This is a genomic window from Helicobacter ganmani (assembly GCF_003364315.1).
GTDB classification, from domain to species: Bacteria; Campylobacterota; Campylobacteria; order Campylobacterales; family Helicobacteraceae; genus Helicobacter_D; species Helicobacter_D ganmani.
Genome location: NZ_NXLS01000002.1, coordinates 215,194 through 241,424 on the forward strand (window position 1 = coordinate 215,194; position 26,231 = coordinate 241,424).

The 26,231-nt window shown below is 39.0% G+C and carries 23 protein-coding genes and 2 tRNA genes; 4 read left to right on the top strand and 21 right to left on the bottom strand.

Annotated elements, in window-relative coordinates; all coding sequences use genetic code 11:
* The first annotated feature begins 7 nt into the window (after positions 1-7).
* From CQA43_RS03115 to ilvD, 4 genes are all read left to right on the top strand, one after another.
* The gene (locus CQA43_RS03115) at positions 8-2,476 is read left to right on the top strand and encodes a heavy metal translocating P-type ATPase (RefSeq protein WP_115551148.1); all 2,469 of its coding nucleotides are present in this window, start codon (positions 8-10) and stop codon (positions 2,474-2,476) included.
* A 1-nt stretch (position 2,477) separates the two neighbouring features.
* Positions 2,478-2,732 (top strand): hypothetical protein, encoded by a 255-nt coding sequence (locus CQA43_RS03120; protein WP_115551149.1) that lies wholly within the window; start codon positions 2,478-2,480, stop codon positions 2,730-2,732.
* 38 nt (positions 2,733-2,770) lie between these two features.
* Entirely contained in the window at positions 2,771-3,001 is a 231-nt protein-coding gene (locus tag CQA43_RS03125; RefSeq protein ID WP_115551150.1) for a hypothetical protein, read from the top strand.
* Between the two features lie 69 nt (positions 3,002-3,070).
* Complete coding sequence (gene ilvD / locus CQA43_RS03130; protein WP_115551151.1) at positions 3,071-4,789, top strand: dihydroxy-acid dehydratase; 1,719 nt, start codon at positions 3,071-3,073, stop codon at positions 4,787-4,789.
* Positions 4,790-4,901: 112 nt separating this feature from the next.
* On the opposite strand, the gene CQA43_RS03135 is transcribed toward ilvD, so the two are convergent.
* From CQA43_RS03135 to CQA43_RS03245, 21 genes are all read right to left on the bottom strand, one after another.
* The gene (locus CQA43_RS03135; protein WP_115551152.1) at positions 4,902-5,117 is read right to left on the bottom strand and encodes a hypothetical protein; all 216 of its coding nucleotides are present in this window, start codon (positions 5,115-5,117) and stop codon (positions 4,902-4,904) included.
* A gap of 131 nt (positions 5,118-5,248) precedes the next feature.
* On the bottom strand, positions 5,249-5,578 hold the full coding sequence (locus CQA43_RS03140; protein ID WP_115551153.1) for a hypothetical protein: 330 nt from the start codon (positions 5,576-5,578) through the stop codon (positions 5,249-5,251).
* Between the two features lie 8 nt (positions 5,579-5,586).
* The gene (gene guaB, locus CQA43_RS03145) at positions 5,587-7,038 is read right to left on the bottom strand and encodes an IMP dehydrogenase (protein WP_115551154.1); all 1,452 of its coding nucleotides are present in this window, start codon (positions 7,036-7,038) and stop codon (positions 5,587-5,589) included.
* Positions 7,039-7,049: 11 nt separating this feature from the next.
* Positions 7,050-8,390 carry an Asp-tRNA(Asn)/Glu-tRNA(Gln) amidotransferase subunit GatA gene (gatA, locus tag CQA43_RS03150; RefSeq protein WP_181881607.1) on the bottom strand — a complete coding sequence of 447 codons (1,341 nt, stop codon included), beginning with the start codon at positions 8,388-8,390 and terminating at the stop codon, positions 7,050-7,052.
* 268 nt (positions 8,391-8,658) lie between these two features.
* A complete protein-coding gene (locus CQA43_RS03155) occupies positions 8,659-9,624 on the bottom strand; it encodes a hypothetical protein (protein WP_147290081.1) in 966 nt (321 codons plus the stop codon).
* Positions 9,625-10,174: 550 nt separating this feature from the next.
* A complete protein-coding gene (pdxA, locus tag CQA43_RS03165; RefSeq protein ID WP_115551157.1) occupies positions 10,175-11,089 on the bottom strand; it encodes a 4-hydroxythreonine-4-phosphate dehydrogenase in 915 nt (304 codons plus the stop codon).
* A gap of 10 nt (positions 11,090-11,099) precedes the next feature.
* A complete protein-coding gene (locus CQA43_RS03170) occupies positions 11,100-11,633 on the bottom strand; it encodes a DUF2393 family protein (protein ID WP_115551158.1) in 534 nt (177 codons plus the stop codon).
* 19 nt (positions 11,634-11,652) lie between these two features.
* On the bottom strand, positions 11,653-12,348 hold the full coding sequence (gene hisIE, locus CQA43_RS03175; RefSeq protein WP_115551159.1) for a bifunctional phosphoribosyl-AMP cyclohydrolase/phosphoribosyl-ATP diphosphatase HisIE: 696 nt from the start codon (positions 12,346-12,348) through the stop codon (positions 11,653-11,655).
* Between the two features lie 10 nt (positions 12,349-12,358).
* The gene (locus tag CQA43_RS03180; protein ID WP_115551160.1) at positions 12,359-13,453 is read right to left on the bottom strand and encodes an SPFH domain-containing protein; all 1,095 of its coding nucleotides are present in this window, start codon (positions 13,451-13,453) and stop codon (positions 12,359-12,361) included.
* Positions 13,454-13,466: 13 nt separating this feature from the next.
* Positions 13,467-14,381, bottom strand: coding sequence for a branched-chain amino acid transaminase (locus tag CQA43_RS03185; protein ID WP_115551249.1), 915 nt, complete (start codon positions 14,379-14,381; stop codon positions 13,467-13,469).
* Between the two features lie 268 nt (positions 14,382-14,649).
* Positions 14,650-16,062, bottom strand: coding sequence for an efflux transporter outer membrane subunit (locus CQA43_RS03190; protein WP_115551161.1), 1,413 nt, complete (start codon positions 16,060-16,062; stop codon positions 14,650-14,652).
* On the bottom strand, positions 16,055-19,180 hold the full coding sequence (locus CQA43_RS03195; protein WP_115551162.1) for an efflux RND transporter permease subunit: 3,126 nt from the start codon (positions 19,178-19,180) through the stop codon (positions 16,055-16,057). Before CQA43_RS03195 ends, CQA43_RS03190 begins: the two co-directional genes overlap by 8 nt.
* A 15-nt stretch (positions 19,181-19,195) precedes the next feature.
* Positions 19,196-20,308, bottom strand: a complete 1,113-nt coding sequence (locus CQA43_RS03200; protein WP_115551163.1) for an efflux RND transporter periplasmic adaptor subunit — start codon at positions 20,306-20,308, stop codon at positions 19,196-19,198.
* A 295-nt stretch (positions 20,309-20,603) separates the two neighbouring features.
* Positions 20,604-21,287 (bottom strand): hypothetical protein, encoded by a 684-nt coding sequence (locus tag CQA43_RS03205; protein WP_115551164.1) that lies wholly within the window; start codon positions 21,285-21,287, stop codon positions 20,604-20,606.
* A gap of 399 nt (positions 21,288-21,686) precedes the next feature.
* Positions 21,687-21,763 (bottom strand) — tRNA-Arg (locus tag CQA43_RS03215).
* A 5-nt stretch (positions 21,764-21,768) separates the two neighbouring features.
* Positions 21,769-21,844, bottom strand: a tRNA-Ala gene (locus tag CQA43_RS03220).
* 44 nt (positions 21,845-21,888) lie between these two features.
* A complete protein-coding gene (coaE, locus tag CQA43_RS03225; RefSeq protein WP_115551166.1) occupies positions 21,889-22,500 on the bottom strand; it encodes a dephospho-CoA kinase in 612 nt (203 codons plus the stop codon).
* On the bottom strand, positions 22,497-23,300 hold the full coding sequence (locus CQA43_RS03230; protein ID WP_115551167.1) for a spermine/spermidine synthase domain-containing protein: 804 nt from the start codon (positions 23,298-23,300) through the stop codon (positions 22,497-22,499). Before CQA43_RS03230 ends, coaE begins: the two co-directional genes overlap by 4 nt.
* 71 nt (positions 23,301-23,371) lie before the next feature.
* Positions 23,372-23,905 carry an META domain-containing protein gene (locus CQA43_RS03235; protein WP_115551168.1) on the bottom strand — a complete coding sequence of 178 codons (534 nt, stop codon included), beginning with the start codon at positions 23,903-23,905 and terminating at the stop codon, positions 23,372-23,374.
* 9 nt (positions 23,906-23,914) lie between these two features.
* On the bottom strand, positions 23,915-24,787 hold the full coding sequence (locus tag CQA43_RS03240) for a peptidyl-prolyl cis-trans isomerase (protein WP_115551169.1): 873 nt from the start codon (positions 24,785-24,787) through the stop codon (positions 23,915-23,917).
* Between the two features lie 56 nt (positions 24,788-24,843).
* Entirely contained in the window at positions 24,844-26,223 is a 1,380-nt protein-coding gene (locus CQA43_RS03245) for a M20/M25/M40 family metallo-hydrolase (protein WP_115551170.1), read from the bottom strand.
* Between the last annotated feature and the right edge of the window lie 8 nt (positions 26,224-26,231).

A 26,231-nucleotide genomic window follows, 5' to 3' on the forward strand; every position in this document is an offset into this window, starting at 1 on the left:
GGATTCTATGAAACATCTTTGCGACCACTGCCATTTAGAGTTTGACGAAAAGGTGTTGCTTAAAACCAAAATTGGCAAGGAGGAAAAGTATTTTTGTTGTAAAGGCTGTGAGGGCGTTTATAAACTCTTAAATAGCGAGGGTTTAGAGGATTTTTATAGCAAATTAGGCAACAACACCTTAGAACCTGCAACACAAATCTTAGAAAATGAAAGTCTAGATTCCTTTGATTCTGCGCCATTTTTTGAACGTTATGTAAGCGTGAAAGAGAATTTGTGCGAGATTTCTCTTATTTTAGAAAAAATCCATTGCATTGCTTGTGTCTGGCTGAATGAAAAAATCCTTGCCAAAACAAATGGAATCATAAAAGTCAATCTTAACTACACCAATAACAAAGCCACAATTCTTTATAATCCAAAGGCGATTAAGATTTCTCAAATCATTCAGACAATCCGACAAATTGGTTATGACGCACACGCTTATGACCCGCGCTTACAAGAAGCTTACGCAAATAAAGAAAAGCGTGATTATTACATTAAAATGGTAGTTGGAATCTTTTGCGTGATGAATATTATGTGGATTGCCGTAGCACAATACGCGGGGTATTTTAGTGGAATCTCTAATGAAATGCGCAATATTCTAAACTTCGCAGGATTCGCACTCTCTACCCCTGTGCTATTTTTTAGCGGAATCATTTTCTGGCGTGGTGCTTGGGCTGCGCTAAAATTTAGAACACCCAATATGGATTTACTCGTGATTAGTGGGGCAAGTTTGGCTTATCTTTATTCCATTTATGCGAGTTTCAAAGGTGGTGAGACCTACTTTGAATCTGTTGCGATGATTATTACTTTCGTGTTAATTGGCAAATTCTTGGAAGTGCGTGGCAAAAAAAGTGCGGTGGATAACTTAGATAAACTCAATGCGCAAATGCCCTTGAGTGTGCGGGTGCTACAAACTCCACAAAATTCGGAATCCCAAATCACTAGGGATTCCAATCCTACACAAGACTTCCAAGAAATCGCAATAGAATCTGTGCGTGTAGGAGATATTGTGCAAGTGCGACCGGGGGAACGCATCGCACTTGATGGGGTTTTGTTAAGCCAAGAAGCACTCTGTGATGAAAGTGCAATGAGTGGTGAATCCTTACCACGAATCAAAAATGCAGGGGATTCCATTTATTCTGGTTCTTTAGCTCTAAATTGCCCCTTTGAATATCAAGTCTGCAAGGTTTTCAAGGATTCTTTGATGATGAAAATTGTAGGTTTGGTGGAAAACTCCCTCAATGCGCGCCCCAAGATTCAAGAAGCAGCCGATTATATCTCGCATTATTTTTCCCTTGTGATTCTCTCCCTTGCTTTCGGCACTTTGTTGGTTTGGGAATATATGCTAAATGCACCTTTTGAACGCTCTTTAATGGTGATGATTTCTGTGATTATCATCGCTTGTCCTTGCGCACTTGCCCTTGCAACCCCGATTGCCTCTCTTATTGGACTTAGTGAATCCTTAAAACACAAGATTCTTTTCAAGGAAGCGCGGTTTTTGGAAACCATTGCCAAAGCTGACACATTGGTGCTAGACAAAACAGGAACATTAACAGAGGGTAAGCTTAAAGTCTTAAATGTGCGGTATTTTAACGCTCAAAATGCACTAGATTCTAAAGATTGTGGAATCCTATATTCTATGCTCACACAAAATGCCCACCCTATTAGCAAAGCAGTATTAGAGTTTATTGGACAAAAAAATGAAGTGATCTCTTTAGATTCTATGATACAGATTAATGCGCGCGGAATCGTAGCAAAGGTGCAAGATAACACTTATCTAGGCGGAAACTTGATGCTTTTACAAGAGCATAATGTAGAGATTCCAACTCCTCTGCAAGACACACAAGCAAGCGTGTTTTATTTTGCCAAAGATTCTAAGATTTTAGTGGAATTTACCTTACAAGACACTCTTAAAAAAGATGCAAAAGAGACGATTGCGGCATTGCAACAAAAAGGGATTGCCTGCATACTTTTAAGCGGTGATAATGCGGGGGCTTGTCAAAGTGTCGCACAAGTTGTTGGAATCACAGAATATTATGCCGCACAAAGTCCGCTAGATAAGGCAAATTTCATTGACAAACTACACAAACAGAGTAAAGTTGTCGTAATGGCAGGCGATGGCATTAACGATTCCATTGCACTTGGCAAAAGCGATATTGCCATTGCAATGGGTGGCGGCATTGATTTAGCTATTAGTGTAAGCGATGTCGTCGTGCTTGATGATAGTATGCAAGGAGTGTTGGATTCTTTTAGGCTTGGGCAACGCACTTATCGGTTTATTTTGCAAAATCTTGGAATCTCTCTTGTGTATAATGCCCTCACGATTCCGCTTGCAATGGCGGGCTTTGTGATTCCGCTTATTGCGGCACTTTCTATGTCGCTTAGCTCTTTGCTTGTAGTGGGAAATAGTTTAAGAATCAGGGATTCAAGGAGTTAAAATGACAGAATTTTATGATAAACTCAATGCGCTTTGTAAAGAGATTCTATCAACCTCTTTACCCGAGGGTAAAATCAAAATTGCAATTTGTGGTGCTTGTGGCAGTGGCAAAAGCACACTTGGTGGCAGAATAAGAAAACAAGGCTTTGGCGATTTTAAGCCCTATCAAATTGCGGTAATTGATGATAATGTAATGAGCCTTAATCTCTTTATTGCTCGTCCTAAAATAAAATTCCCCCCCCCCCGCAGAGAATAGATAATTGCAAACCATTTTTTAAATTCCTCCCTTTTTATGTGAAGCTTGTTTTTTGCATTGGTGCAAGTGCAAACCGCTTGGATTTTGCCGATATTTTAATCCTCGTCCAAGTAAGTCAAGAAACTAGACAAAAACGACTAACACAAAGAGAAAAAGACCCGCAGAGAATCCAAAGCCTTTTGAATGCTTCCATTAACCCAAATCTCCGATACAATCATAAAATGCTTATCAGCCTTGAGGAATCCTTTGAGCCAAAACTACTAGAATGACTCCTGTTTTTCAAAATCATTGCTTAAACTAAAACTTGCTAAAATAAGTCTTTTTCTTAAAGGAGATTTATGCGAAGCGACATTGTGAAAAAGGGCTATCAAAGAGCCCCTCATAGAAGTTTATTGCGTGCCACAGGGCTAAAAGATGAAGATTTTAACAAGCCCTTTATCGGCATTGCAAATAGTTATATTGACATTATTCCCGGACATTTTTTCTTAAACCGCTATGCGCAGATTATCAAAGAGGAGATTCGCGCTGCTGGGGGTGTGCCTTTTGAGTTTAATACCATTGGCGTAGATGATGGCATCGCAATGGGGCATAGCGGTATGCTCTACTCTTTGCCTAGTCGTGAGCTGATTGCAGATTCTATTGAAACAATGATGAACGCGCACTCGCTAGATGCGATGATTTGTATCCCAAATTGCGATAAAATCGTGCCCGGAATGCTTATGGGTGCGTTGCGCGTGAATGTGCCAACCATCTTTGTGAGTGGTGGTCCAATGAAAGCCGGGAAGCTAGAGGACGGCACAATTTTAGATTTAAATTCTGCTTTTGAAGCGGTGGGAGCGTTCGCAGAGGGCAAGATTAGCGAAAAAAAGCTACACGAGATAGAATGCAATGCGTGTCCGGGCGGTGGGAGCTGTAGTGGAATGTTTACTGCAAACTCTATGAATACGCTTTGTGAGGCGATGGGGGTTGCGCTGCCGGGAAATGGCACGATTTTAGCCCTTAGCCCTGAGCGAGAGGAGCTCTTGCGCAAAGCGGCGCGCAGAATTGTAGAGATTGCGCTAGATGAGCAAAAAAGCGAGCAGTTTAGATTCCGAAATATTTTAAATAAAAAAGCCGTGCATAACGCGTTTGTCGTGGATATGGCAATGGGCGGCAGCACGAACACGATTTTGCACATGCTCGCTATCGCCAAAGAGGCGGAGGTAGATTTCAACCTAGATTCTATCAATGCCATTGCTTCAAAAGTCGCACATATTGCTAAAATCGCTCCAGCATTAAGCACAATCCATATGGAAGACATCAATCGCGCGGGGGGCGTGTCGGCAGTAATGAATGAAGTCGCAAAAAGAAATGTGTCTTTGGGCAGTCATTCCGCAGATTCTATCCTCTATCTTGACGCACTGACGATTACAGGGGAAACTTTGGGAGAACGCATTGCAAATGCGGAGATTGCAGACTCAAATATCATTCGCCACAATGCAAATGCGTATTCACAAGTGGGTGGGCTAAAGATTCTTTATGGTAATTTAGCGCGTGAAGGTGCGGTGCTCAAGGTCGCCGCAGTGGCAGAATCTATGAAAGAATTTGAGGGAAGCGCAGTGTGCTTTAACTCACAAGATGAGGCGATTAAAGGCATAGCCGGAGGCAAGGTAAAGGCGGGAAATGTTGTAGTAATCCGCTATGAGGGACCCAAAGGGGGACCGGGAATGCAAGAAATGCTCGCCCCCACAAGTATGATTATGGGAATGGGACTAGGTGAATCTGTCGCGCTTATCACCGATGGACGCTTTAGCGGGGCGACAAGGGGAGGCTGTATCGGGCATATAAGCCCAGAAGCAGCAGAGGGGGGATTAATCGCACTCATTGAGGACGGAGACAAAATCGCGATTTCAGTTTCAAAAGGCACATTGGAATTGCTCGTGGATTCCGCTGTTTTAAAATCTCGCCGCGCGCAATGGAAGCCCATAAAAAAAGAAATTAAAAGCAAGTGGTTGAAGCGATACTCTTTGCTTGTGAGCAACGCCGCAAATGGCGCGGTTTTAAAAACAGAGCTGTGAGAAAATCTTTATAAAAGAGTAAATCTCAAAGATTTTTGCTCCTTGATAACGCTTGTGGCTATGGGGATTTTTCGTTGGCAATAAAAGACTTATGCTAAATTATAGTTTTCATCTAAAAGGCTACAAAGTTGCGTGAGGTTGGAATCTTAAATGCGCAATTACTCTGCCGAATTAGCGGAGATTTATCTATGATTCCATCTTCTGCGATTCTTTGCCCATCTTTTGTAAATCTCAAGTCTTTTTCCACTTCTACTATTGCTGAATTTGTGCTTTTGTGAATAGAATTAATAAGCAAATGCAAGATTTCAGAGCCTAAAACATATCCCAAACTAGCCTCTTGTGCGCTTAAATCCTTAAACTAATCTGCTATATCTCCGCCCTGCCATTGCAGATAGATTAGCCTTAAGTCCCTTTATAGCCATTTTGTCTCTTTAGATTCCGCTAATTAAGCCCGTTCAATTAATCATCGTCATCTTCCAAATCTGGCGGAAATTGAAAAAGCGCACTTTCCATTTCCAAGATTCCAAAACGATAAACAATATGCGCATCACTACCTTGATTGCGCAAATTTTCTATCTCTGCATTTACAAACTCTTTAAGTCGCGCAATTAAACCCACAATCTCCTTTTGCCACTCTACACTCGTAGTAACAAAGAGTAAATATTCTGGATTATTCAAATAAATATCCGGCTTGTTTGCACTAAACTCTGTGCGCAATTTAGTCAAAATCCTCTCATAATCCTGCGTATTTGCGTGATATAAACTATAACTAAAGAGTAGCTTCGCCACTTATATTCCTAATGATTGATATGATAATTCGGTGCTTCTCTAGTAATCATCACATCATGCACATGCGATTCTCTAAGTCCGCTTTGTGTGATTTCTACAAATTCTGCTTTTTCCCATAAGGTTTCAATATCTTTTGCTCCCAAATATCCCATAGATGAGCGCAAACCTCCTAGCATTTGATGAATCACATCTGCAATCTTTCCTCTATAAGGCACGCGTCCTTCAATCCCTTCTGGCACAAGCTTCTCTTGCGCTGTTCCCTCTTGAAAATATCTATCCGCGCTCCCCTTATTCATTGCCCCCAAGCTTCCCATACCACGATAATTTTTGTATTGTCTTCCCTGATAAATAATGGTTTCTCCAGGAGATTCTTCTGTGCCTGCCAACATGCTACCAATCATCACATTAGAAGCACCCGCTGCCAAAGCCTTAGCAATATCTCCAGAATACTTGATTCCTCCATCGGCGATGACAGGAATCTCTGCTTTTTGACAAACTTTTGCCACCTCATTAATTGCAGTGATTTGTGGCACACCTACACCTGCGACAATTCTAGTTGTGCAAATACTTCCAGGTCCAATCCCTACTTTCACTCCATCAGCCCCTGCATCAATCAATGCTTGCGCTCCCTCACTTGTCGCGACATTTCCTGCAACAATATCCACCACCAAATGTTTCTTGATTTCTTTTACCGTCTCTATAATTCCCTTGCTATGTCCGTGCGCAGAATCCAATACCAATACATCAACTCCCGCATCTACAAGTGCTTTTGCTCTATCATATTGAAAAACACCAATTGCAGCCCCTACGCGCAAGCGTCCAAAATCGTCTTTATTAGAGTTTGGATATTCAATGCGCTTTTGAATATCCTTAATCGTAATCAATCCTTTGAGAACCCCCTTTTCATTAACAATAGGTAATTTTTCAATTTTATGTTTATTCATAATATTACGTGCTTCTTCTAAACTCGTCCCTTCTCTAGCAGTAATCAACGGAGCTTTGGTCATTACTTCTTTGACACAACGACTCAAATCTGTTTCAAAACGCATATCCCGATTCGTTAAGATTCCAATCAAATTTCCTTTATCATCTACCACAGGCACACCAGAGATTTTATAATTATCCGTAATAGCCTTTGCCTGAAACAAAGCAGAATCAGGGCTGATATAAATAGGGTCAATAATCACCCCGCTCTCGCTTTTTTTCACTTTTTTAATCTGTGCAACTTGAGAGTTTTCGTCCATATTTTTATGGATAATCCCAATCCCTCCAAGCCTTGCCATTGCGATTGCAGTGCTGTATTCTGTAACGGTATCCATTGCAGCAGAAACCAATGGAGCATTCAAAGCAATATTGCGGGAAAATTTTGTCTGCAAAGAAACCTCTTTGGGCAAAATCTCTGAATAAGCAGGAACTAATAAAACATCTTCAAATGTTAATGCACGCATTCTAATTCTCATCATTGCTCCTTTTATCTTAAGGTGTTTTCTAAATTTAATGCCAAATCTAGCAAAGTTTGTTCGCTAAATGCTTTGCCAATAAGCTGCATTCCTATTGGTAATCCCTCGTCCTCATCTACGGGAAGTGAGAGTGCAGGAAGCCCTGCTAGATTAATCCCAATCGTATAGATATCCTCTAAATACATTTGTAAAGGTGTTTTACAATCCTCAAACCCAAACGCCACGCTTGGAGCAACAGGAGAGAGAATTGCATCACAATCTTGCAAAATCGTATTGTATTGCCGTGCAATCAGTGTGCGGACTTTCTGCGCCTTAATATAATACGCATCATAATAACCACTACTTAACACAAAAGAGCCAAGCAAGATTCTACGCTTCACCTCATCACCAAAACCCTGCGAGCGCGTTTTCAAATACAGCTCCTTTAGACTACCAATGTCTTTGGCGCGGTTACCATAGCGCACACCATCAAAACGAGCTAAGTTTGAACTTGCCTCTGCAGTGCAAATCACATAATAAGCAGAGATGATATAGCTTGTATCCAACATTTCTTTTTCAATAATCTTATGTCCATTTTTGCTCAAAATTTCAATCGTTTTCTGATAAGCATTCTGGACATTTGTATCTGCGTCTTTTAGGAGCTCTGGCAGAATTGCAATTGTCATTTGAGTGTTTGGATTTAAATTTTTAAAAGTGCTTTGAGATTCTATATTTGCGCTTGTAGAATCCATTTTGTCATAACCCGCTATCGCATCATATAGAATCGCACAATCTGTAACATTCTGCGTAATAGGTCCGATTTGGTCTAGGCTTGAGCTATAAGCAACCAACCCATAGCGACTCACTCTTCCATAAGTAGGCTTCAACCCTACACACCCACAGAAACTAGCAGGCTGACGAATACTTCCACCTGTATCACTTCCAAGTGCTGCAAGCGCAATTCCGCCCGCTACTGCCGCCGCACTGCCACCACTACTTCCGCCGGGGACTTTATTGGGGTTTTTTGGGTTGAGTGTCCTACCATAAAAACTACTTGCGGTCGTACTTCCCATTGCAAATTCGTCCATATTTGTGCGTCCAAAAGGCGCAAAAGAAGATTTGAGGAGATTTTCTATCGCAGTAGCATTATAAGGCGCGATATAGCCTTGTAAAATATTGCTTCCACAAGTGATTTCCCACCCCTTTACATTGATATTGTCCTTAATCGCAATCGGTAGAAGTGCGTTGTTATAATCTTGCACCTCTCCAATATAAGCATTTAAAGAACTTGCTTTTATCTTTTCTTTCAATGTATTTTTAAGTGCTTTAATGCCATCAATATCAAGTTTGAGCGCATCTTGAAGTGTAGGAATACTCATTGGATTCTCCAAAGTAGATTAAAAATTGCGGAATTATAAAGAATCTTTGTTGAAAAGTTGGTAAAGCAAAGAAAGATTGAAAGAATTTCGTTTCTCGTTCTTGGGAGGAGCGGACGAAGCAATCTGATAATTATAGAATCTCATTTTAAATTTTAGGGATTCCATTATAAAGGTTTCTGTATGCTTGATTATGCATTGCTTCGTCCGCTTTGCTTCCTCGCAATGACACACCAAGCTTCACACCACCTTTAACCCACAGACTTTAGCCACAAAGGCTTTGAGCAAATAAAGCAATATTGCCCCCCCCCCCCGCACGATTCGCAGCAATTAAACCTTCGCCTAGTTTATAAGAAGTGTAGTTTTTGATTTGGATTGCTTCCTTATAGTCTGCATAAGATTCTAGAGGAGGAAGTTTTAGTTTTGGATTCTTTTTGATTCTTTCTTGATATTGTTGCTGTTCTATTCTGTGGGATTCTTTAATATAGCTTAGAACATAAGGTAAGCGTATCATTCCCCATAAGCTTTTGGAGTTTAGAATCATTGCATTGCCTAATTTGTAGGCTAAATGGGATTGGAGACGAGCAGTAGCACTGCCACTTTGAGATTGGAGAGTTTGGATTTGCTTTTGCAAAGGAGCAAATTTTACTTTGTCCATTCTTATGCAATACTCTTCAATGATTTCTTTAATCGCCTTAAAATTGGGGAGAATGTGGCTGAAGTCATATTCGGATTCTACTTGCACTTCTACATTGTATGGAATCTCATAATTCCATTTGCCTCCACGCGCAAGATAGAAACAAACTACATTTGCAGAATCAATATCAGGGCAAATTTGTCTATCTTTGTGAAGCCACACACTAGATTCTGTCATCGGCTCATTTTCCGTGTTAATCCTAAAATAACTTTGTCCATCAATCTCTAGGATAGAATCCAAAGTATGCACAAGCAAATGCCCATCAAGAATCGTTTTAACGACTTTTGATTTTTGATTGCTTAGCACAAAACTCACGCTATTTTTACGAACTAACCCGAGATTCCATATTTTAACCCCTACGACTGCATAGCCCTCCATTTCTTCTGGAAATTGGATTGCATTGTTTTTCGTTATTTTATAAGTTGTTTCTTGGTAGGTAGAATTACCATAATGTATGAGTGTAAGGGATTCTGCACCCATACATTCAACAGGAGAGAGAATCGCAAAATCTGGCAAGCCCTCCGCACAACCCATACGAGGCTTTGGCGATTTAAATTCATCAATGCATATATTTGATGATACGCATCTGTGGTATTATAAAACTGAAGTAATCCCCATTTTTTATATTGCTCGTGTATATCCACTACATTGAATCCATAATAATTTGCTTTTGACTTTAAAAGTGCATTCAAAGAAAGATTATCATACACAAAGGGTAAAATCAAGAAAATCACTTTTTTATTGAATTGATAGAGTTTTTCGCACAGCCAACAGAAATTTCTCCCTATCGTCTGGAGGTTGAATCCTTGCGGTATCATATACGAATCATTAATATTAGTCTCAATAACAATAAAATCTGCTTCACTTAAGACTTTTTGATTCTTACTATGGACGAGTTCAAAAAGATTTTGCAGATTATCCGTGCCACCAAGCGCAAGATTTGTTAGCTCTATATTTTCTTGTCTTAAGCCCTTTTGCAAGCCATTTACCGCAATAGAATTGCTCCCACCTAGCAAAACGACTTTTGTTTTTTCTTTCATTCTAGTTCCTTTAATGTGTTTTTTCAATGCGGACAAGTTGCGTTTCATTTCTTAGCACGGAAAACCGCTTCTTTTACCGCATTCAAATAGCTTGTAGAGTCCGCTTTGTTTTGATAAGCAATATCAAATGCTGTGCCGTGATCCACAGAAGTGCGAATAACTGGCAGATTAAGCGTTAGATTAATGCTTTCTTTAAAATATAAAGTTTTGAGTGGAATCAAGCCTTGGTCGTGATACATTGCGACATAATAACGCAGATGCTTACCCACAAATGCAGTATCCGGCACAAGAGGTCCTATAAAAACTTGTTTTTTAAGCGTTTGATTTGCTTTATTAATTGCTTGCGTAATTGCCTCCTCCTCCTTGCCTAGCACCCCAAAATCTCCTGCGTGCGGATTTAAACCAAGCACGCCACAGGGTGTTTTTGTAACATAAGGTGCGAAATGAAGCAAAAAACTTTTCAGAGATTGCACTTGAATGGATTGTGGGACACTTTGCAATGGAATATGGTCTGTAAAAAGTGCCACATAAAGTTTAGGCGAACCTAACACCATTATAGCTTGCTTTTGCTTCATCTTTAGCAAATCTCGTAAGGCTTCTGTATGCCCCACATAAGGAATCCCAGCTAATTGCCACGCTTTTTTATGAATCGGCAAAGTAACGAATGCCTTTGCCTTACCTTGCAATGTGAGATTAAGCGCACTCAAAAAACTAGCATAAGAATACGCGCCACTCTCTTTGGTGATTTTTGCAGGCATAATAGGAGGAATCTTGGCATTAGGGGCAATACACTTTAAATGTTTGGGTAGTTTTATTTGTAGCATTCTAGCCGCTTCTTGCAATAATTCTTTCTCTACACAATAAAGCGGAGTGCAAAGTTTAGAAATCCTCTTGTGATTTTTAAGCAGAATCTCCAAGCCTATGCCATTAGAATCCCCAATACTAATTGCGACTTTCATCTACCCTCCATTAATAACACGCCCCTTTTGTATCTAAAGTAAATTTCATATTTGCTTGCGGAGAGGGGATAATAAGTTTAAACTCCCTAGATTCTAATTTCTTAAGAGGAATCTTATAATTTTCTATGTGCATAAATTTAGGCTTAATTTTATACCGCAAAGTTTTGATTTTTTTTAATCCCATTGGAATAAAATTCACGCTCAACACACAACCTCTAAAGTCTATTAAACCCACATTGGTAAATTGTCCTTCAATATAATACACATCATCATAATGCAGTTGTTCATTATGAAAAAGCGTAAGGTCTATTTGCTTGACATAAGATTCCATAATCGTCTGATAAATAAAAGGAGAGCCAAAAAGAAAAATTCCGCTAATAACAAATGTTAAGGTTGCGAGCAAAGCATTAAAACGCAATGCTATGCTTAGTAAAAAAAACAATAAGATAATTAAAAAAATGCAACTAAGCACCAAATAATCAGGCAAAGAAAAATAATGGATTGTATCTAGCAGAGCCATTAAATAATTTTTCATTTCGTCCATAATCTAGCTTAACCTTGAATCATTTTTCTTGACGCGAATTTTTTTCCTCAATTCCACTTAACCCAAAACGTCTCACAATCTCTTGTTTTACCAAATCGGGTGAAATATCGCTAAAGCTAAGCCCAACAAGTGCGTGATAGAGTAAATCTGCTGCTTCATAAATAATTTCTTTAGAATCTTTATCTTTGATTGCAAAACCAAGTTCTGCAGCTTCCTCCACGATTTTTTTTGCAATCGTATTCTCACCTTTATGATAAAGTGAAGCCGTGTAAGAAGTTTTAGAATCTGCACCTTTGCGCTCTTGTAAAATATGGTAAAGAGAATCTACCACTCCATAAATCACGCTCATATCCGCTTGGGATTCTAAGGCAGTATTTGTTATCTCACCTTGACTAACAAGATTAAAAAAACAGCTTTTTGCGCCACTATGACAAGCAACACCTTTTTGCTCCACTTTTACAAGCAGGCTATCCTTATCGCAATCTAGCAATATTTCATAGATTTTTTGTGTATGTCCGCTTTGCTCACCCTTTTTCCAAATGCGCTGCTTGGAACGCGAAAAATAATGCGCAAAACCACTTTGTAGGCTTAACTCTAATGCTTCCTTGTTCATAAATGCAAGCATTAAAACTTCCTGTGTCTTATAATCTTGTGCAATAACAGGAATCAAGCCATTGAGCTTTTCCCACGCAATTTGTTTGAGAATTGCCTGCACTTAAAATTCCTTAATTACTCACAGAAGTTGCGCGTTGATTATCTTTAGAATCTAACCAAATATTTGGTGTTGCACCACCGGGTGTTAAGAAAATCTTTGCATCGCGATTATTTTGTAAAGCCTCATTGAATTTTCCTTGCACCTCAATCTGACGCAACTGCAAAAGCGGAGAATTAAGGCTTTGGCTAATCAAACGATTCGCTTTGGCTTGTGCATCGGCTTCAATGATAGTCGCGTCCGCAACACCTTTAGCGAGTGCAGCTTTTTTCTCTGCCTCTTGTTTTGCGCGCTCTACCTCATATCTTGCACGCTCGGCTTCTTGTCGCGCAACTTGCACGCGTTCAATTTGTTCTTTAATTGCGACAGGCAAGACGATTTCGGTTAATTGGATAGAAACTAATTCCACAGGACGGTTCTCAAGCCCATTAATGTTTTCGCGGAATTTGTGGTCAATCAAAGTTGCGATTTCATTCCGCTTAGTCGGTAATTCCTCCGCAGGGAAGCTTCCTACGACATTGCGCACAATTTCACGAATCACGGGAGTAATGATTCTCTCTTCCCAATTTTGACCCCAAGTTGCAATGGTTTGCGGCACACTTAAAGGATCTAGCCGATACTGCACTGCAAGCTCCACCGACACAGACAAACCCCTAGAATCCAACACACTAATGGCTTGGTTTCTTAGGCTTCCCTCATCACGATTACGATAACTTGAAGTTTCTACACTTGTAAATTCTGCGATTCTAACTTTTGTATTTACTGCAATAATTTTTTGAATGCCAGGAATATAAAAATGAATGCCCGGCTGCAAAGGAGTCGGGTCAAATTCACCTGTCGTAATCTTTACACCCACTTCACCACTATTGATGATTGTAAAAGGCTTAAGCAAAAAGAGTAAAATCACAAGAATTACTAGTAGATACAATCCTACCATTTTTTTACCATTTGGCATACTAAAATTCGGCATTTTAGGGGTTTGAAATCCACGATTTTTGTTGTTTCCGCTATTGCCTCCACCCTTGTCATTGTTAGAATTATTGCTAGTATTTGAGTCGTTATAATTTCTGTTTTTTTGTCTTAAATGTTCGTTTAAATCAATGGGCATATCAAACCTTTATTTAAATGTAAGTTAGCCAATGGGAGAATTTCTCATCTCTCCCATAGACAACATCAAAAAACGCATTTTGGAGTTTATGAGTTATTTCACCTCGTCTCCCACTACCAATCACACGCGCGTCTAACTCGCAGATAGGTGTAACTTCCGCCGCAGTCCCGACAAAAAACGCCTCATCGGCGATATAAACTTCATCACGCGTGATATTTCTGCGCTCTACTTTGATTCCCAAATCTTGTGCAATTGTAATAATGGAATCCTGCGTAATAGATTCTAGCACACTATCACTTGGAGGAGTGATTAAAACCCCATTACGCACGATGAAAAAGCACTCTCCACTTCCTTCTGCTACCATTCCATTCTCATCAAGCAATAAAGCCTCCTCATAACCGCATTCAATAGCCTCAAATTTCGCCATTTGCGAGTTTAGATAATTGCCCACCGCCTTTGCCTTGCCAAAGAGTGATTTTGTAGAATTTCTAACAATAGATGAAGTTTTGACGCGAATCCCTTTCTCTAATCCCTCATCGCCGAGATATGCACCCCATTCCCACGCTGCTACACTCGTTTGCACTGGCGCATTTTTATGATACACGCCCATTACGCCATAGCCTAGATAAATGATTCCGCGCAAATATACATTGCCATTGAAAGCATTGTCCTTTAGCACATCTATATGCGCCTTTGCGATTTCCTCTTGTGTGTAGGTTGGGACAATCGCGACAATCTTAGCAGAATTTATCAGCCTCTTTGCGTGGTCTTGTAGGCGAAAAATCGCCATTCCTTTATCAGTCTTATACGCTCTTGTGCCCTCAAATACACCATTACCATAATGCAATGTATGTGTGAGAATATGGACATTCGCTTCTTTCCAAGGCACTAATTTGCCGTCCATCCAAATTGATTTTGCTTCATTCATTCTAAATCTCCATAGCAATAAAGCCAATATTGCCTTAATTTTTAAAATGCAGAGTGTAACAAAATCTTGCTTAAAATTAAGTTTTGCAAGATTATGGATTGTTTCTAGCCTCGCCCTCTCAAGAATGTAGTGAGTGAAACGCAAGGACGAGTTAAGCTTCATCTTTGCGAGAAGTTGCTTAGTGCAACTTCAAGGCAATCCGTAATATAAGTCAAAAGCGAATATTCAATGGAATCGCAAAAGCTTGTTTTATTGCACCATTCAAGCATTATTCCTCTTGATATTTTTCTTTATCCCAACCACCGCCAAAGGCTTTATAAAGACTAATTGCTGCACTTAGAGTTTCTAATTTCGCACTTTGCTGGCTTAACTCCGCACTAAAGAGAGAACTTTGTGTACTAAGCACTTCAAGGTAATTCGTGTAACCTTCACCATAGCGTAAATTCGCGAGCTCCAATGTGCGCTTAAGTGCTAAAACCTGCTCATCTAAACTGCTCAACTTCTCTCCTGTCATTTGATAATTAAACAAGCTTTCTCGGACTTCACCAAAGGCAGTGCGCAAAGTCTGTCCATAGTTTAGAATCATCTCTTCATATTGAGATTTAGCCAAATCTACATTAGAGCTTGTGCGTCCAAAATCAATCAAATTTCCAACAAAGTTTCCTCCGAAATTCCATGTAGAATTAGAAGTATTCACAAGCTCATTTAATTGCGGGCTTACATAACCAAAAAGCCCCGTTAAAGAAATCGTTGGAAAATATGCACTTCTTGCGATTCCAATATTAAAATTTGCAGCTTTGAGATTCTGTTCTGCCGCTTCAATGTCTGGTCGCTTCTCTAAAATACTAGAGGGCAAACCTGCCTCAATCATAGGAGAATTAGGCAAATCTTGTGGTTGTGTTGGAATCTCATTAGCAAAAACTCCCGCTCCGTCGCGTCCAAGCAAAATCAAAAATGCACTTTGTGCAGCATTTTGCTCCATTAAAAGGCTCTGCAACTGCGCACGCACACTTGCCATTTCGGATTTCGCTTGTTGCATATCAATTTCAGAAATTTTACCTACATCAAACTCTTTCTTGCGATATTCGTAATTTTCCTCGCGACTTTTTAAGGTATTTTTAGAAATCTGCACTTGATTATTTAGTGTTAGGATTCCAAAATAACTTTCTGCAACATTTGAAACAAGGCTTAAGCGCACCATATCCCGATTTGCCTTCACTGCAAACAACTGCGCCAAAGCTCTTCTGTCCGCATCTCTTGCGCGTCCCCACAAATCAAGCTCGAAGCTCAAAACCGCACTTAAAGAGAAATTGTTATAATTGTCTGGCTGATTTTGCGCTAGATTTTTGCGATTCTTTGTTGCCCCGCCCTGTGCTTGGATATTAGGATAGCGGTCGCTTCTCGCATAGCTCCATTGACTACGCGCCTGCTCTACTCTTTGCATTGCAACAAGTAAATCATAATTATTCTGCAATGCTTCCTCCACAAAACGATTTAAAGTCTCATCTCCAAACTCTTCCCACCATTTTTGCGAAATTGCTATTTCTTGCGCAGATTGTATTGCCTCTTGAGAATCCGGCAAGTTTGTTTGTGGTTGCGCATATTTTGGAGAAAGAGAACAACCACTTCCTAAAATAGCCAATATCGCAAGAGGAAAACAAATTTTAAAAATCTTAAACATGTTTGCTCCTAAAAGACGCGATAAATTCGCTAAATCTTGCAAAATAAGTATAAAAAAGCGGAATAAAGAAAGTAGCAATAAAAGTTGCTGCAAGCATTCCACCAATGACACCTGTTCCGATTGCGTGGCGACTAGCTGCCCCTGCACCTGTGCTAATTGCGAGAGGAAAAACACCGATTGTAAATGCAAGCGAAGTCATTACAATCGGGCGGAATCGCAATCTTGCTGCTTCCACCGCAGAATCATAAATATCCTTACCCTCGTGTTCTCGCGCCTGCATTGCAAACTCAATAATCAAAATCGCATTTTTTGCTGCTAGTGCAATCAAGGTAATCAACCCGACTTGGAAATAAATATCATTGTTTAATCCTCTAAGCCAAGTTGCTAAAATCGCACCAAACACCGCAAAAGGCACAGCAGTAACAACTGCAAGAGGCATAAGCCACCGCTCATATTGTGCCGCTAGAATCAAGAAAACAAAAACAAGTCCAAAGATAAAAGCAACCGCTCCTGTCCCACTGCTTGCTTTTTCTTGATAAGAACTTCCCGAAAATGCAATCGTATAACCCTCTGGCAAAACTTCATTAGCGACTTCTTCAATCGCCAAAAGTGCGTCCCCTGAAGAATAGCCCGGTTTTGCATCTCCTGAAATTTGTGCTGCCGGGAAGAGATTAAATCGCTCCAAAATATCTGGACCAATCACGCGTTCATATTTTACAAGCGCGCTAATCGGCACAAGTTCGCCACTATTAGAGCGCACAAAGACATTACGCAAATCCTCTGGCTTTTCTCTAAAAGGACTTTCAGATTGCACATTCACCTTGTAAGTGCGCCCAAAGAGATTAAAATCATTGACATAATATGCCCCAAAAGTTGCTTGAAGTGTCGTAAAGGCATCAACCACATTCACCCCCATTGCTTTTGCTTTTTCTCTATCCAAATCTATGTGATATTGCGGCACATTTACGCTCAAGGTTGTTCGTAGTCCTGTGAGTTCTGGACGCTTTTGTGCAGCCTCTAAAACAAGCTGCGTGTTTTTTTGCAACTCTTGCACAGGAGCTCCTGTGCGGTCTTGTATATACATTTCAAATCCATCTGTCAAGCTAAGTCCCATAATCGGTGGAGGATTGAGTGCGAAAATAATTGCGCTAGGATATTTCATAAGCTGTCCTGTTAGAGAGCCCGCTAAAGCTTGAGAATGCTGCCCTGCACTCTTTCTTTCTTTCCAATCTTTTAACATAATAAACGCTGTACCACCATGACTTCTTACTGCACTTGAGAGCATATCATAACCTGCGAGTGTCATAATAGAATAGGAGTTTGGATTATTCATTACTGATTCTGCCACAAAATCTGCCATTTGTGTTGTTTTGCTAAGAGCAGTTGCTGGTGGAAGCTGCATAGAAATAAGCAAAACACCCTTATCTTCTGATGGCACAAGCCCACTTGGCACACGCGTAAAAAGTCCTGCTGTAATTGCCAATAACCCCACAAAAAGAATCACATACAAACTTCCACGTCGAATCGTATGCGCGACTTTTTCAGTAAATTTATGTGTAAGCCAATCAAAGAAAGTGTTGAATTTCTTAACAATATAAAAAGGCTTTGGTTCTTTTGTTTTAAGGATTGACACACAAAGTGCAGGCGTAAGCGTCAAAGCAACAAATCCTGAAATAACAACTGAAATAACAATAGTTACCGCAAACTGCTTGTAAATCTCTCCACTAAATCCTCCAATAAACGCAACAGGAATAAACACCGCAGAGAGCACCAATACAATTGCGATAACCGGGCTTTGAATCTCCTCCATTGCCTTAATCGTGGCTTCTTTTACGGGGAGTTTTTCTGCGTGAATAAGTCGCTCTACATTTTCTATAACAATAATCGCATCATCTACGACGATTCCAATCGCCAAGATAAGCCCAAAAAGTGTCAATAGATTGATAGAAAATCCGAGCAAATACATTCCCGCAAATGAGCCAATAATAGACACTGGCACTGCAATAACAGGAATAATCGTCGCCCTAAAGTTTTGTAAAAAGAAGTAAATAACAATCACAACAAGAATAATTGCTTCAACAAAAGTTTTAATCACCTCACCGATAGATATTTTCACAAATTGTGTTGTATCATAAGGAATCGCATACTGCAAACCATCAGGGAAATCTTTTGAAAGCTCCTCTAGCTTTGCAGCCACACCATCGGCGACATCTAACGCATTGGCTCCGGGTTGCAAAAAAACACCAAAGGCAACTGCCTCTTTTTGATTATAGTAAGCATTCACACTATAATCCTCCGCCCCCAATTCAATCCGTGCAATATCCTTAAGACGCAGAGCAGAACCATCTTCGTTTGTCTTAATCAAAATTTCCTCAAACTCTTTTGCATCACTAAAACGTCCTTTTGTTGTTACACTATAAGTAAATTCTAAATCCTTTCGCACGGGTTCTTGTCCAAAGAATCCTGCGGCAAACTGCGAATTTTGCTCTTGAACTAGAGCAATTACTTCGGAGGGAGTAAGGTTGTATTTGGTCAATTTATCAGGAGAAAGCCAAATACGCATAGAGTATTCTTGTCTGCTAAAGAGTGTTGCATCACCAACGCCCGGCACACGTTTTAACTCATCTAAAATATTAATTGCGGCATAGTTTGCAATATAAGTTGCATCTTGATTGGGCATATCAGAAAATAATGAATAAACCGCCAAAATCGTAGAAGACTGCTTATTAACTGTTACGCCATACCTTTGGACTTCTTGTGGTAATTGACTTAACACAGCTTGCACACGATTATTTACATTGATGGTCGCTTGGTCTGGGTCTGTTTCATTGGTAAAATACACATTAATGCTTAAAGAACCACTAGAAGTGGAAGAACTTTGCATATAAATCATATTTTCTACCCCGTTGATACTATTCTCCAATACACTTGCAACGGTATTAGAAATAACTTCCGCACTTGCGCCGGGATAAGTAGCAGATACTGCGACTTCTGGTGGAGTTACTTGAGGATATTCCTCCACTGCCAAAGAAAAAGCCGACAAAGCCCCAGCAATGACAATGATAATGGACATCACCATTGCCAAAACAGGACGTTCAATAAAAAATTTAGAAAACATTAAAGAATCCTTTGCTTAAGGCTTAGCCTGATTGTTTGGAGCTTGATTGGTCTGTGCCTGATTGAGCGGAGTTACTGGAGCACCCGGGCGCAATTTAATCAACTGACTTGTAACAATTATATCTCCGTCATTCAAACCACTTTTGATTATCACATCGTTACCGATATTATAACCTAACACCACAGGTGTTGGCTGGGCTTTCCCCTCCACAACTTTAAAGACAAAGCTTCCTTTGGCGTCTTGCATTAGTGCTACTTGTGGAATCGCAATGCAATCTTTTGCGATGATTCCATCTAAACGAATGCGCGAAAATTCTCCGGGCACCAACAAATGCTCTGGATTCTCTACAATAGCACGCGCTTTAATTGTTGCCGTACTTGGTTCTAAAACGCTATCAATAAAGTCTAATTTACCAAGATTATCAAAAGGTGTGCCATCAGAAAGCAGATAAATCACCTTGACATTTTCATAATCCAAAGTGCGCAAGAAATAATAATCATTGCTAGGGATAGAAAATTCTGCGTGGATTGGGTCTAATTGCGTAATGGTTGTGAGCAAATTATCTGCTCCTACTTTACCCACCAAATCACCGATGTCGTAACGCTTCATACTGATTTTACCACTTGCAGTTGCCATTACATCAGTGTAACCCAAATCAATCATTGCCGCGTCCAAGTTCGCACGCGTATTTTCATAAGTAGATTGTGCAGAATCATATTCTTTTGGGCTAAGTGCTTTATTTTTGAAAAGCTTTTGTGCTCTAATCCAATCACGTTGTGCAGCTTTAAAAGCTGCTCGTGCCATATTGACAGCTGCTTGATATTTGTCAGGTTCAATTTTAAAGAGCTTATCGCCCTTTTTAACCAATGCACCCTCAACAAAATATTGCTCCAACAAAACTCCCTCTACACGTGCATAGATTCCTACACTCTGCAAACTTGTTAGCTTTGCAGGATATTCAAAGTTAATCGGCACATCTTGTCTTTTAACATTATGCGTATTAACAGGAAGTGCCATATTTTGCTGTTGTTCTCCGCCTTTATTTTCTTTAGAACAACCTGTTAATAAGACAACACCACAAAGGACGCCTAAAAATAATTGAGAAAGTATTTTAAGATAATTTTTCATTTTTTCTCTTTTATATGAATGATTCCAAGCATAGGGCTTGCTTGGTATTTAAATGCCTGTAAGACAATTTGTTTTGTAAAAATTCTGCGTAATGGCATATTACACAAAATTTAATGCGATATTTTAACTCAAAAAAACCTTAAAAATAATAAAAAATCCTGAACTGCTTTAAAAAAACTTCAAAATTCTATAAGACAAAAGAGGTTTCAACCTTTGAGATTCCATTGTTTTTTGCAATCTCAAAGCTACGGATTGCCACGATTCCATAATATAGAATCTCGCAATAACGCATTGTCTAATTTTGCAACCTTTCTGCTTTGTCCCATTCCAAAGGCGCTATAATCTCTCTTAATTGCATTTGTAATTGCTCATATTTTTGGCAAATACATTCTGTTGCGCTTTGCAATCCCTCACCAATTCCGTCCAATGTTTTTATAACTTGACGCGCTTTGATAGAAATATCTTGCAAAACTCCATTGGTCATTGCAGGGCTCATTACTTTCTTACTCAATTTTAAAGTCATCAAACTGATTAATTCGCCATTTTTTTGCATCAACCTTGAAACATTTAAAATATCCTCCAAATCCGTTTGGGCAAATGTTAAACTCTCTTTTAACTCTTGTGTTTTAGAGTGCAAAACAGCCAAAAATTCATAAGAATGTTTGGAATCTTTTTTGACACTCTTGCTTTTGTGCGCATTTTTGGTCTTGGCAAACTCAACACCATTGCAATCTTGCAACAAATTCTTTAAACGAATTTCAAGATTCATTAAGGTTTGCATATGAATGTGAGAAATGATTTCAAAACTTTTTTCTTTAGATTGATTGGCAAAGTTTCTATCTTGCAATTCCTTGATAGCAATATGGAAAGATTCTATATCCATTGTCATTGTATCAATACAAACTGCTCTTTGACGCAAATGCCCAATCTGCGCCTCATAATACTGCCTTAACGATTCTATTTCCAATTTATTCAACATCAATATTACCCTTCTTTAGTGTTTATCAATAATTCTAAAGTGAAGATTGCAAAAGAATTGCTTACCTAAAAGAATCTGATATGATAGAATAATGAGAAAAAATTTGCCAAATGAAGAGAGGAATAAAAGCGGATTTTTTAAATTTAGAGATGTTAATTTTTCTACTAAAAGCCCCCCCCCCCCGCAGGAATAGCCTTTAAGTAAAATAAGATTTATTGTGGTTTGTTTGAATTGCAAAAACATTTCATTCCTTAAATACGCTCAAATGATAGAATAAGTTTCTAATCCACACTAGACTAACAAGCTAAACAATGATTTATTTTATAGAGAATAAAATTAAGATTCCATAAAGTTATATTAATCCATCAAAATTTATGAGAATTTAAGGAAGAGGGAGAATGGTACGCCCGGAGGAATTCGAATCCCCGACCTACAGGACCGCAACCTGTTGCTCTATCCAGCTGAGCTACGGACGCATATATGGTGGAGTGTAGGAGGTTCGAACTCCTGACCTCAACGCTGCCAGCGTTGCGCTCTCCCAGCTGAGCTAACACCCCTACACTTTTACTAAAAGGCGTAATTATAGCAAACAAAGCTTAAATTAAATTTTAAGCTTTTGTAGAGAGTGCAAATAAGTTTCCACCGCACTTTGCAATTCCTCTAAGCTTCCTGAATTGTCAATCACATAACTAGCCATTGCGCATTTATCTTCTAATGGCATTTGCGATTCTATACGACAAAGCGCATCTTGCTCACTTAGGTGATTGCGTTTCTTAAGACGTTCAATCTGTAAATCCTTTGTTGTGTAAATCAGCAGAGATTGCTGAATTGGATAATGTTTTGTCTCAAAAAATAAAGGAATATCAATAAAATATAAAACCTTTTTACTTTCTTGCTTTTGCGCTTGTTGTAGAATCTCTTTTCGGATTTTTGGGTGCAAAATGGATTCCAACTTGCCCCTAGCAACTTTGTCTGCAAACACAATCTTTCCTAATTTTTGCCTATCAATCCTCAATGCGCAATCACTACAATCTGCACTTAAGATTTCATCACCAAAAAGCGCAATCACTTCTTTTGCGCTAGAATCCAATATCGTATGTGCAATCTCATCTGCACAAATAATATGATACCCATAAAGCTTTAGCAGCGAAGCCACTGTGCTTTTGCCACTTGCGATTCCACCGCTTAATGCAATAGCATATCTAAGCTTCAATTTTTCGCTACTCCAAAAAGCATGTTTTTAACGGATTTTGGTAACACAAATGCACTCAAATGTAAATTTGCGTGATAATATTGCAATCCCTCTAACATATCTGCGCGTTGCAACTGAATATCCGCTGTGGGGTGATAGATTTTAGAGGCAAAAATATAACAATCTTGTAAAAGAGACAAAGGCGCGAAACAAGGCATTTTCACCCCAAAATCTCCCAAAGATTCCAATAAACGCTTGACTTCTAAGGTTTCTAAAAGAATCTGTGGTGATTTTATCATTAAAATTCCTTTTTCTTCTAGCAAAGGCTGATAATCCTGCGCTTGCTGTGCAGAATCCAAAAGCAGGACAATATCATAACTTACCCGATTTTCTTGTGTATTTTGCCTTAAAAATTCTTTACTTTGCTGTGGAATCAAAGTAAAGCGCGGGGATTCCATTACTTCTTTATAATGCGGAAAAAAGCTAACAAGCGATTCTAAAACCTTTAAATCAAATTGCAAAAAATCTACGCATAAATCTTGATGACGCAAAAATTCAAAAGCAATTTCTAAGTTGAAACTTCCCGCAATCAATACACGCTTGGGTGCTCTGTGCGAACAAGCCAAGAGATGTGCCAAAAACTCACTTTGCACACAAAGCATTTTTTGAAGCAACATTCCTTCTTCTAGCAAGGCAATCTCACCAAATGCTTTGGAGGTAAAAAGCTCCAATGTATGCCTTTCACCTTTGACTTCGTGCAATTTGCGTTCTATTTTATATTCTTGTTGAAATTTATCGTTATAGGATTTTGTAACCCACATATTTTTCCTTTATTCGTTAAATCTCAAAAGCCTATTGTAATTTTGGTAAAAATATCTTTAAACTTATATGTTTAGTTCAATACCAAATAAAAATCTTTTCCTATAAAGAAAATTTTACTCATTCCCTTGCTTTCTTCTACTACAAGAATCTTTGTAGAAGCATTAAGAAAGTTTTGCACCAAAATGTCTTCGTGTGTCATCGTATTGGGTTCGCACATTTTACGCGTCATTCCGACATTGTCTAGGTGGAAAGATTGCTCTTGAATCAAATAACTTCCAAAAAATTGATTACATCCAAAAGTGCCATAGATTTGATTTTTGGAGAACTGCAAAATCGGGAGATTCTCTACATTTTTTTCTAAAATAATGGTTTTGCCTTTGAAATGATATGAATGGATTTTCCATTCTTTTTTGGATTCCAAAAGCGTTACAAAATCCACTTCCTCACAATTCTTAGCCGTCTTTGTTCCTTGATGATAGCAGGGAGCAAACTTTAGGTCATTGGGAGTAACAACACTAGAACTACAACTTACAAAGGTAAAAGCCGCCGCACTCATCGCCATACCAAACAAACCCCATTTCAAAATTTCTTGCATTTTACGCATACTTACTCCTTAATTTAAACGTACAATATTTACCTTTGCGTTAGAACGCAACTTTTCAAAATATTCATAAATCAAATAATCCTCTTTTTGTTCCATTATTTTTTGCAAAACTACATTGCGCACATTATCATAAGGCAAAAGCGCAGGATTATTTTTTGCCTTAATCAAAAACACAACAAATTCATCAGAAACAGGAAAAATCGGAGTGAATCTGCCGATTGCCCCTTGTGTAAAAGCACTGACGATTTGCGGATGTAACTCCATTGTTTGCAATACTTCATTTGTCTTTTGCACATTGGGCAAAACGACTTTACCATTACTTTGGACAACTTTTTCAAGTGATTTTGCCTCTTTGCTGAAGTATTTGACGACATCTATGCTTTGAGGGATAGAAAATTCTTGCTTGTGCGTATTATAATAATTTTCAAGCTCTTTTTCATCTACCATTCTCAAACCCTCTTGCGTAATAGATTGATAAAGCTTTCTTTTTTGCAAATTGCGTTTAATTTCCTCTTTGTAATGCTCCCAATTTCCGCCATTCCCTTGAATATAATTTCTCACTTGCTCCAATGTTGCCTTTTTTTGCTTTGCGATTCGTGCAATCTCATCTTGAATCTCTATCTCATTGACAATAATTTTTCTTTTATCTATTTCCTCTTTATGCAAGCGGTCATTAATAAGCAAGTCTATCGCAATCTGTTGCGAAACTTTGTCGCGTTGCTGTATTTTATAAACTTCCATTAAAGTAACAGGATAATCATTGACGAAAAATGCGATTCCATTCACGAGAGAAGGGGCAGCAAATAAGCTAGAATGGGCTAGCAAAAAACCAAAACCCACAAAATAAACAAGAAATTTTAGATTCCATTTGTGTTTTGCCATTATGATTCCTAAATCTAAATTTTGAGCAATTTTAGCAGAATCTCTCTAGGTTTTTGTTAAAATGCGCCAAATCTTTTAAGTACATCTTGCAAAATTTTATCAAAGCATACAAAACTTTCCAAGTCAAGCTCTTCACGCACAGAATGCGGGTGAGAAATATTTGGACCAATAGAGGCAAAACAAATGGAGGGATATTTTTGTTTTAAGATTCCACATTCAAGCCCCGCGTGGATACTTTTTAGTTGCGCGTTAGGATTATGCTTTTGAGCAATTTGCAAGACATTTTGCAACAACTCGCTTTCCTCTCTCTCCCAAGGCGCATAATAATCTAATAATTCAACCTCAAAACCCAATGCTTCTAATCTCATTTTCTCTTTGGCAATATTGTCCTGCATTAAAGATTCTTGATTTCCTCTCCCCATTACCACAAATTCTATCTGCACTTTTTCACCCTGAAAGTCTTGTTGCAAAATACCAAGATTACTTGAAAGAATCGGCTCGGTATTTTGAGCAACTATGACGCCATTTTGTAAGTCTAAAATAGCTTCCAAAAGCTTACAAATATCAAAAGTCTTTCTTTGTTTTTCTAGTGGTTTTTTCGTAACTTTAAATTGCACACAATCCCCTAAACCTCCTTGTGTGATTCTTTCTAGGATTTCTTTGCATTGCGCCGTTCCCTCCTGTGGAATCGCAACAGATAAAGTCGCATTCACAGGAATAGAATTCCTCTTTTCTCCCCCACAAAACTCTATTGCTAGTGCGCCACATTCTATAAGAGATTGTGCCACTTTGGCTAATTCCAAAATCGCATTAGGGATTCCTTTGTGGATTTCAATCCCACTATGTCCCCCAATAAAACCTTGCGTACAAATCTCCAAAACTTCACAATCTTTTGTGATTTCAAGACTTGGAAAAGACATTTTACATTCCAAATCATAACCACCCGCACACGAGCATACCACCTCATCTATCTCCTCACTATCACAATTTAGCATATACGGAGCTAAAAGAGGCAGTGTAATCTCCCTTGCTCCTATCATTCCTACTTCCTCATCTATCGTAAAGAGGCATTCTATATTTTGGCAATCCCTTAATGCAAGCAACATACAAGCCAAAGCCACGCCATTATCTGCCCCCAAACTAGAATCCTCCGCACACAAAAATGCTTTGCCCTCACGCTCTATAAACTTAGGTTTTACCAAAAATTGTGCAGATTGTCCAACATACACCATATCATAATGTCCTTGCAAGCACAACTTCGGTAAGCCTTTTGTGCATAGCACATTGCCCGCTGTATCGCATTGTACTTTTGCGCCAAACTTCTGCGCTTTTTCAATAATCCATTCTTTTAATGTTTGCGTTTGGAAGCTTGAATGCGGAATCGCACAAATTTCCAAAAATACCTTTATGGGTTCAAAATTCTTATATTTTTGCATATTTTTTC